This window comes from uncultured Novosphingobium sp., assembly GCF_964277725.1.
GTDB lineage: Bacteria > Pseudomonadota > Alphaproteobacteria > Sphingomonadales > Sphingomonadaceae > Novosphingobium > Novosphingobium fluoreni.
In genome coordinates this window covers 1-7,246 of sequence record NZ_CAXYKL010000057.1, presented here as the reverse complement: position 1 = coordinate 7,246, position 7,246 = coordinate 1, and the positions used below count along the sequence as shown (strand labels likewise).

Annotated in this window: 8 protein-coding genes; 2 read left to right on the top strand and 6 right to left on the bottom strand. The window is 64.7% G+C overall.

Annotated elements, in window-relative coordinates; translation table 11 throughout:
* The 5 genes from ACHWRX_RS03605 to miaA form a co-directional block, all read right to left on the bottom strand.
* The coding region (locus ACHWRX_RS03605; RefSeq protein ID WP_394658118.1) for a hypothetical protein at positions 1 to 218 on the bottom strand (218 nt) is incomplete at its 3' end.
* Between the two features lie 60 nt (positions 219 to 278).
* Positions 279 to 1,298, bottom strand: coding sequence for a ketol-acid reductoisomerase (gene ilvC, locus ACHWRX_RS03600; RefSeq protein WP_288415221.1), 1,020 nt, complete (start codon positions 1,296 to 1,298; stop codon positions 279 to 281).
* Positions 1,299 to 1,409: 111 nt separating this feature from the next.
* Positions 1,410 to 1,925, bottom strand: coding sequence for an acetolactate synthase small subunit (ilvN, locus tag ACHWRX_RS03595; protein WP_058735927.1), 516 nt, complete (start codon positions 1,923 to 1,925; stop codon positions 1,410 to 1,412).
* Between the two features lie 13 nt (positions 1,926 to 1,938).
* Positions 1,939 to 3,681: a biosynthetic-type acetolactate synthase large subunit gene (ilvB, locus tag ACHWRX_RS03590; RefSeq protein ID WP_288415219.1), complete on the bottom strand. Its 1,743-nt coding sequence runs from the start codon at positions 3,679 to 3,681 to the stop codon at positions 1,939 to 1,941.
* Between the two features lie 175 nt (positions 3,682 to 3,856).
* Positions 3,857 to 4,840, bottom strand: a complete 984-nt coding sequence (miaA, locus tag ACHWRX_RS03585; RefSeq protein ID WP_394658117.1) for a tRNA (adenosine(37)-N6)-dimethylallyltransferase MiaA — start codon at positions 4,838 to 4,840, stop codon at positions 3,857 to 3,859.
* Between miaA and serB the strand changes: the two genes are divergently transcribed.
* Together serB and ACHWRX_RS03575 are read left to right on the top strand one after the other, a co-directional pair.
* Positions 4,827 to 5,714, top strand: a complete 888-nt coding sequence (gene serB / locus ACHWRX_RS03580) for a phosphoserine phosphatase SerB (RefSeq protein ID WP_394658116.1) — start codon at positions 4,827 to 4,829, stop codon at positions 5,712 to 5,714. The genes miaA and serB overlap by 14 nt on opposite strands.
* Position 5,715: 1 nt before the next feature.
* Positions 5,716 to 6,360, top strand: coding sequence for a DUF1345 domain-containing protein (locus ACHWRX_RS03575; protein WP_394658115.1), 645 nt, complete (start codon positions 5,716 to 5,718; stop codon positions 6,358 to 6,360).
* 40 nt (positions 6,361 to 6,400) lie between these two features.
* On the opposite strand, the gene ACHWRX_RS03570 is transcribed toward ACHWRX_RS03575, so the two are convergent.
* Positions 6,401 to 7,246: AIR synthase related protein (locus ACHWRX_RS03570; protein ID WP_394658114.1), on the bottom strand; the 846-nt coding region annotated here is incomplete at its 5' end.

Sequence of the window (7,246 nt, the reverse complement as noted above, 5' to 3'; positions counted from 1 at the left end):
GCCGAAACCTGCTGATTGCGGATCGCCCCGGCATTTTCGGCGACGGCTTTTTCGGACGCGACTTCAGCCGGATTGGCCTGCGCGACGCTGCTGGCCGGAGCCTGTTGCACACCGATCCGCTGCGCATAGTCGTCAGGCTGGCTGGATGTGTCCTGCTTGCAGCCCGCGATCGTCATTGCCGACAGGCAAAGCAGGGCGGAGGTACGAAGTACGGCCATTGTGCGCTCCCGATCATTCCCGCCCCATCCAAGGTGGATGGGGCGGGGGAGCGGTTAGCCTCAGTTCTTGGCCTTGTCGACCAGGGCGTTCGCCTTGATCCAGGGCATCATCGCGCGCAGCTTTGAGCCGGTTTCCTCGATCGGGTGGCGCTTGGCCGCAAGGCGCGAAGCCTTCAGCTCAGGCTGGCCCGCGCGGTTATCGAGCACGAAGTCCTTGACGAAACGGCCGGACTGGATGTCTTCCAGAACGCGCTTCATTTCCTTCTTGGTCTCTTCGGTGATGATGCGCGGACCGGTCTTGATGTCGCCGTATTCCGCGGTGTTCGAAATCGAATAGCGCATGTTGGCGATGCCGCCTTCGTACATCAGGTCAACGATCAGCTTTAGTTCGTGAAGGCACTCGAAGTAGGCCATCTCAGGAGCGTAGCCGGCTTCCACCAGCGTCTCGAACCCAGCCTGGACCAGCGCGGTGGCACCGCCGCACAGCACGGCCTGCTCACCGAACAGATCGGTTTCGCACTCTTCGCGGAAGTTGGTTTCGATGATGCCGGAGCGGCCGCCGCCGACGCCCGAGGCGTAGGCCAGCGCCACGTCATGCGCGTTGCCGGTGGCGTCCTGCGCCACGGCGATGAGGCAGGGCACGCCGCCGCCGCGCTGATACTCGGAGCGAACGGTGTGGCCCGGGCCCTTGGGCGCGATCATGATCACGTCGATATCGGCGCGCGGCTCGATCAGGCCGAAGTGGATGTTGAGGCCATGGGCGAAAGCCAGCGCCGCGCCCGGCTTGAGATTGGCATGAAGATCATCCGCGTAGATCGCCGCCTGATGCTCGTCCGGCGCCAGGATCATGAGGATGTCGGCCCACTTGGCGGCCTCTGCATTGGACATCACCTTGAAGCCGGCGCCCTCGGCCTTCTTCGCGGTGGCCGAACCCTCGCGCAGCGCGATCGCCACGTCCTTCACGCCGCTGTCACGCAGGTTCTGTGCATGGGCGTGGCCCTGGCTGCCGTAACCCAGCACGGCGATCTTCTTGCCGGTGACCAGGTTCAGGTCGGCATCTGCGTCGTAATAGACTTTCATGGTCGGTTCCTTGCGTCGACCCTGGCCTGCGCCGGGTCCGGTTTTGTGAAAATCGTGAGGCCCCGTTGTGGCGGAACCGGTCCCGGATCAAGCCCGGGGCGCGAAATGCATCTAGGCTTCGGTCGCCCCGCGGATCATGCCGACGATGCCGGTGCGGCCCACTTCGACAAGGCCGAGGTCGCGCATCAGGGCGATGAAGCTGTCGATCTTCTGGGGCGCGCCGGTCAGCTCGAACACGAAGCTCTCCGTCGTGGTGTCGACCGGGCGGGCACGGAAGATTTCCGCCACGCGCAGCGCCTCGACACGCTTCTCTCCGGTACCGGCCACCTTGATCAGCGCCAGCTCCCGCTCGACGTAAGGGCCGTTCTCGGTGAGATCGACCACCTTGTGCACCGGGATCAGCCGCTCAAGCTGGTGGCGGATCTGGTCGACCACCTCCGGCGGACCGTTGGTGACGATGGTGATCCGGCTGACCGAGTGGTTCTCGGTAATGTCCGCCACGGTCAAGCTGTCGATGTTGTAGCCGCGCGCGGTGAACATGCCGGCGATGCGAGCCAGGATGCCGGCCTCGTTATCGACGGTGACGGTAAGGACGTGCCGCTCGGACGCGGACTGGGTGATCTTCATGCTGTCAGTATCCTCAGACCAGCGCCTTGGCTTCATCGCTGACGGTGCCGACCACCTCATCGCCATGCAGCAGCATCTCGGTATGCGCCGCGCCGCTGGGGATCATGGGGAAACAATTCGTGTCCTTGGCGACGAGGCAATCGACGATCACGGGGCCGTCATGGTCGATCATGGCCTGGATGCCGGCGTCGAGCTGGCTTTCATCCTCGATGCGGATACCCTTCCAGCCGTAGGCTTCGGCCAGCTTCACAAAGTCAGGCAAGCTGTCCGAGTAGGAGTTGGAGAACCGGCTTTCGTAAGTCAGTTCCTGCCACTGGCGAACCATGCCCATCCACTCGTTATTGAGGATGAACACCTTCACCGGCAGGCGATATTGCGTTGCGGTGCCCATCTCCTGAATGTTCATCTGGATCGAGGCGTCGCCCGCGATATCGATGACCAGCTTGTCCGGATGGCCGCATTGCGCGCCGATCGCGGCGGGCAGGCCGTAGCCCATGGTGCCGAGGCCCCCCGACGTCAGCCAGCGGTTCGGCGCGAAGAAGTGGAAGTGCTGCGCCGCCCACATCTGGTGCTGGCCGACTTCGGTGGAGATGATCGGATCACGGTCCCGCGTCATCTCGAACAGGCGCTGCACCGCATATTGCGGCGCGATCGCGTCTTCGGAGCGCGGATAGGACAAGCTGTTGCGCTGCTTCCAACCGTCGATGCGGGCCTTCCAGTCCGACAAGTCGCGGGTCTGGTGGTCGCCCAAGCCGTCCAGGATCTGGGCCAGGACCTGCGCGCAATCACCCACCAGCGGCAGATCGACATGCACCGTCTTGTTGATGGACGAGCGATCGATGTCGATGTGGATCTTCAGCGAGTTGGGCGCAAAGGCATCGAGCCTGCCGGTCACCCGATCATCGAAGCGCGCGCCGACGCAGACAATCAGGTCCGCCTGGTTCATCGCCATGTTGGCTTCGTATGTACCGTGCATGCCCAGCATGCCTAGCCAGTCCGCGCTGTCCGCCGGGAACGCGCCCAGGCCCATCAGCGTGGAAGTGACGGGCGCGCCGGTCTTCGCCTGAAGTTCCCGCAGCAATTCAGCTGCACGCGGGCCGGAGTTGATGACGCCGCCGCCGGTATAGAGCACGGGCCGCTCTGCCGCCGCGATCATGCTGACGGCGCGGGCGATGTCGCCCGCCTCTGCGCGCTCACGCGGATTGTAGCGGATGTGGCGCTGCGGCGCGCCATCATGCCACAGGGCCGAAGCGATCTGGACGTCCTTGGGAATGTCGATGAGGACCGGGCCAGGGCGGCCGGTGGTGGCGATCTGAAACGCCTCATCGATCGTAGCCGCCAACTGCGCCGGATCGCGCACCAGGTAGTTGTGCTTGGTGCAATGGCGCGACATGCCGATGGTGTCGGCTTCCTGGAACGCGTCCGAGCCGATCACCGAAGTCGGGACCTGGCCGGTGATCACGACGAGCGGGATCGAATCCATGAAGGCATCGGCAACGCCGGTCATCGCGTTCGTCGCGCCCGGGCCGGAGGTGACGAGGACAACGCCGGGCTTGCCGGTGGCGCGCGCATATCCCTCGGCAGCGTGGGCCGCGCCAGCTTCGTGCCGGACGAGAATGTGGCGGATGCGCTCGTCCTGGAACAAAGCATCGTAGATCGGCAGCACCGCGCCGCCGGGATAGCCGAATACGAATTCGACTCCCTGTCGGACGAGGCTTTCAACCAGGATGTTCGCGCCGCTGCGCTCTTCACTCACAACACTTGTCCTTACTGTTGAGGCACACCGGGGAAGGTGCGCCTGCGCCCGTGGGCTTTTGCCGGGCTCATAATAAAACCGACCCGGCTCCACAACCGCGGGCCGGGTCGCATCCTCTCCCTGCTCTGACCCTTCTGCGTGATCGAGCGATGGACCGACTAGAAGATTGAAAATATCAGGTCAAGCCAAAACAGCGTAATAAAGTTGCTTTAATGGCGGCTGCTGTCGAGGCATCGAAGGCAAGGCGTGGCCACTCGGTTGGTGGCTGGTGACGCAACCAGGTGAATTGTCGCTTGGCATAGTTTCGGGTCGCCTGCGTGCCCCGGGCCAAGGCTTCGTCTTCGCTGACCTCTCCCCGCAGCAAAGCGGCGATCTCGGGCACGCCGATCGCGCGCATCACGGGCAAATCGGGATCGAGTTGGCGCTCCAGCAATCGCGCCACCTCAGGGACGGCACCGTTCTCCAGCATCTGCCCGAAGCGGGCGTTACATCGCGCATAGAGCCACTCCCGCTCCGGTAGAAGAATCGCGGCCTTCACCGTCACGGCCTGCGCGACCCCGCCCTGTGTATCGGCCTGCCAGTCGGCCAAAGTTCTGCCGGTAGAGCGCACCACTTCCAGCGCCCGCGCGATGCGCGTGGTATCCGCCGGCGCCAGCCGCGCCGCACGTTCGGGATCTTCCGCCTGCAACGCGGCATAGGCTTCGGCGACGGGAAGCCCCCGGACCTGCGCGCGGATCGCCTCCTCGATCGGGGGGACAGGCGCGATACCGTCCAGCAGCGTGCGAATGTAGAGGCCTGTCCCGCCAACCAGAACCGGCACGCCACCATCGGCGTGAATGGCGGCGATTTCCTGTTTTGCCGCATTGGCCCAGTCCGCTGCCGAGCAGGCCATGGCCCCGTCCCACGCGCCGTAAAGGCGGTGGTCGATTCCACCCACATCGTCCTGGGAGGGGCGGGCGCTCAACACGGCAAGGTCGGCATAGACTTGCGCGCTATCGGCGTTGATGACCGCTGCGCGCCGCCCTGCCGCCTCGATCGCCTGGGCCAGCGCCACGGCACAATCGCTCTTGCCGCTGGCGGTCGGCCCTGCGATGAGCGCCAGCGGCGGCCGGTCACGGTCGGGTTCTGTAAACCAATCTGGGGAAATGTCCGTGCTCATCGCCCGGCTGATAGCAGACGCGGAAGGCTTGTCCGCAAGGATCGATGCGGTTCGCGCCAATCTGGAAGCACGCGGCGTCCGAACCGCCGGTGTGAGCATGCTCGACCATTGCGGCGAAACGCTGGAGATCACTTCGCCGGATGACGATCTGGCCGCGATGCAGGACGTACTGGATACGCACTTCAGCCCATCGGATACGTTGGTGGCGCGCGACGTGATCCAGTTCCCGCGGCTGTTCGTGTCCGACATGGATTCGACCATGATCGGGCAGGAATGCATTGACGAACTGGCAGACTTTGCGGGCCTCAAGGAGCAGGTCGCCGGCATCACCGAGCGGGCGATGCAAGGCGAACTGGATTTTGAATCCGCGCTGCGAGAGCGAGTGCGCCTGCTCAACGATTTGCCGGAAAGCGCGATCGGCGAGTGCCTTTCCAGTCGGATCGTGCCGATGGCGGGCGCGGCGACGTTGGTCGCCACCTTGCGGACGCGGGGATGTCGCACCGTGCTGGTGACGGGGGGCTTCCACCACTTCGCCGACCCCATCGGCGAGCAGCTTGGCTTCGACCACGTTGTGGGCAACCGGCTGGAGGTGGCCGCCGGCAAGTTGAGCGGCGGCCTAGTCGGTGGCATCGTCGATAGCGGGATAAAGCGGGCCACACTGCTGACCGAGGCCGAGGCTCTGGGCGAGGACGTGATAACCATGGCGATCGGCGATGGCGCGAACGACATCCCGATGATCGAGGCGGCGACGTACGGCTTTGCTTATCACGCCAAGCCCAAGGCGCGTGCCGCCGCCAATGGACGGATCGATCGGGGTGACTTGACCAAGGTTCTCAAGCTGCTGGGCGTGCCGATGCGCGAATGGGTCGGCTGAGATGCCGGCGCGGGACGGTAGCGCGATGGGTTCGCACCACCCCCGGTATCGGCTGTTCCTGGTTGCCTTCCCCGTCGCCTCGCTGCTGCTGATCCCGTTGCTGCCCATCATCGAGGCGGTGCTGGTCGGCTTCGACGTGGCGGTGGCCGTCTTCGTGCTTTCCTGCATCAACCTGTGGCGCGACGGCCGCCCCGGAGTCATCCGGCGTCAGGCGTTTCGCGACGATGCGGGGCAGTTCCTGCTTCTGCTGCTGACAGTGCTGATCAGCACGGTGATCCTGAGTGCCCTGGGGCTACTGATCCTGGACAAGAAGGCGCTGGACGGCGGGCATATTGCGATCCTCATCGCCACGCTGCTTTCCAGTTGGACCTACGGCAATCTCGTCTACGCGTTCCATTACGCGCGGCTTTATTACTCGCCCAAAGCGGGCGGCGACCACGGGGGGCTTGCGTTTCCCGGCGATTGCGAGCCGGACTTCTCAGACTTTGTGAACTTCGCGTTCGTAATCGGCATGACCTGCCAGACCGCCGACATCAGCATCACCGACAGCGCGATGCGGCGGGTGTCGACGTTCCACGGATTGTTCGCCTTCGCCTTCAACCTGGGCATATTGGCGCTGACGGTGAACGTGCTGGCATCGTCCTGAAAAGACCTCCGTCCCGGGGCGAGCCCGGGACTATGGCGTATCAGGCGTCCATCCAGTCCCGGAAGAACGCCTCGTGCGCCTCGCGCAAGGTGGCGATCTGTGTGGAGGTTTCGCCGCCGACGCTGCGGAAGGTGAGGGTATTGCCCTCGGTTTCACCCAGAGCAACCGCGACCAGGCCGGCATGCTCGGCAGCTTCCAGCACGCCGGCCAGATCGCGCGTCGTCACCACATAGCGGGCCTGATCCTCGCCGAACCAGAAGCCTGGTTCGCTGACGGTATCTTCAGGCGCTGCTACGGCAAAGCCGATGCCGCTTGCCAGGGCCATCTCCGCCAGCGCCACGGCCACGCCGCCGTCGGCGCAGTCATGCACCGCGGTCAACATGCCTTGGCCGATGAGGCCGCGTACCGTGTCTCCGGCCAGCTTTTCGAGGTCAAGGCCGACCGGGGGCGGCGGACCTTCTTCGCGTCCCAAGATTTCGCGCAGCCAAAGCGATTGGCCCAAGTGTCCGCTTTCACCGCCGATCAAGACGATGCTTTCACCCGCCGCCTTGAAAGCGATGGTGGCCATCTGATCGTGGTCGTCCAGCAGGCCGACGCCGCCGATTGCCGGGGTCGGCAAAATGGCCGAGCCGCCGCCAGTCGCCTTGCTCTCATTGTAGAGCGAGACGTTGCCCGAGACGATCGGATAGTCCAGCGCACGGCAGGCATCCCCCATGCCGTGCAGCGCATGGACGATCTGGGCCATGATCTCGGGCCGTTGCGGATTGGCGAAGTTGAGGCAGTTCGTGATCGCCAGCGGCCTGCCGCCCACCGCGCTGATGTTGCGCCAGGTTTCGGCGACGGCCTGCATGCCGCCCTCGTAAGGATCGGCGTAGACGTAGCGCGG

Excerpts from the sequence above, each read along its gene's own strand:
- ilvC (WP_288415221.1), bottom strand. The coding sequence starts at position 1,298 with ATGAAAGTCTATTACGACGCAGATGCCGACCTGAACCTGGTCACCGGC.
- ilvN (WP_058735927.1), bottom strand. The coding sequence starts at position 1,925 with ATGAAGATCACCCAGTCCGCGTCCGAGCGGCACGTCCTTACCGTCACC.
- ACHWRX_RS03575 (WP_394658115.1), top strand. The coding sequence starts at position 5,716 with ATGCCGGCGCGGGACGGTAGCGCGATGGGTTCGCACCACCCCCGGTAT.
- serB (WP_394658116.1), top strand. The coding sequence starts at position 4,827 with ATGTCCGTGCTCATCGCCCGGCTGATAGCAGACGCGGAAGGCTTGTCC.
- miaA (WP_394658117.1), bottom strand. The coding sequence starts at position 4,840 with ATGAGCACGGACATTTCCCCAGATTGGTTTACAGAACCCGACCGTGAC.